This window comes from Clostridium sp. AF20-7, from assembly GCF_003479275.1.
GTDB classification, from domain to species: Bacteria; Bacillota; Clostridia; order Lachnospirales; family Lachnospiraceae; genus Otoolea; species Otoolea fessa.
In genome coordinates, this window is sequence record NZ_QUGF01000015.1 from 1 (window position 1) to 1,032 (window position 1,032).

Below are 1,032 nucleotides of genomic sequence, written 5' to 3' on the forward strand. Positions count from 1 at the left end.
TGACTGTTACTAATCGGTCGAGGGCTTAACCAAAAGGTTATGGTTAAGGATAGATAAGAGAAAGTTATTTCCTAAAAGGATGAAAGATAGAAGTAGAAGAAATTCAGTGTGCAGTTTTGAAGGTATATAAAGAAGACCGTTGTACAGAAATGTACGACGGTTTTTTGTGTAATAGGAATTTCCTGGAATTCCCTATTACACAAAAAGGCACTAACGTGCCAATGATGCGCACTCGCGCGAAGCAGAAACATGTCGCAAGCGACCGCGCTCAGCGTGAGAATGTGCCAAGGTACATTTTTTGCCAAGATTATATGAGTTCTGAACCAGAAATTTAAGGATGCGTCATGCTGCTCATGCAGCGAGAAGACGGTAACATCCGATGAAAAGAATAGATTTTTCGATTTTTTTGAAAAAGTAGTTGACATTTAAAATATAATCGGTTATAATTATTTACGTTGTTGGAAAGCAATATTCCTCGATAGCTCAGTCGGTAGAGCACGCGGCTGTTAACCGCGCTGTCGTAGGTTCGAGTCCTACTCGGGGAGTTTTTTGATCCATATACTTTATGGACCTTTAGCTCAGTTGGTTAGAGCAACCGGCTCATAACCGGTCGGTCCCGGGTTCGAGTCCCCGAAGGTCCACTCTACCCAATATGAGGTAAATAAATAATTTAATATTTGGCCCGGTGGCTCAGCTGGTTAGAGCGCCGCCCTGTCACGGCGGAGGTCGTGGGTTCGAACCCCATCCGGGTCGTTTTGATACGACTGTTATAAATTGGTTCGCGTAAGCGGATTGAGGGACAGAGTATCGTAATGGGGTCTTAGCTCAGCTGGGAGAGCATCTGCCTTACAAGCAGAGGGTCACAGGTTCGAGCCCTGTAGGCCCCATTTCATTGTCGGAAAGTAAGAAGAATTTTTGGTTGATATATCGATATAATTTGAAATAAATCAACAATAAAAGAAATTTAAAAAAATCTAAAAAACAGTTGACATTCTTCAGAATAAGTTGTATAATATGACTTGTTCGTTAAGA

4 tRNA genes are annotated in these 1,032 nt (G+C 41.9%); all 4 read left to right on the plus strand.

Annotated features, from left to right (window positions below):
• Window positions 1-472: 472 nt before the first annotated feature.
• The 4 genes from DWX68_RS13685 (at window position 473) to DWX68_RS13700 (ending at window position 887) form a co-directional block, all read left to right on the plus strand.
• A tRNA-Asn gene (locus DWX68_RS13685) sits at window positions 473-545 on the plus strand.
• 22 nt (window positions 546-567) lie between these two features.
• A tRNA-Ile gene (locus tag DWX68_RS13690) sits at window positions 568-641 on the plus strand.
• Between the two features lie 38 nt (window positions 642-679).
• Window positions 680-753: transfer RNA gene (locus DWX68_RS13695), tRNA-Asp, on the plus strand.
• A 61-nt stretch (window positions 754-814) separates the two neighbouring features.
• Window positions 815-887: transfer RNA gene (locus tag DWX68_RS13700), tRNA-Val, on the plus strand.
• Window positions 888-1,032 lie beyond the last annotated feature (145 nt).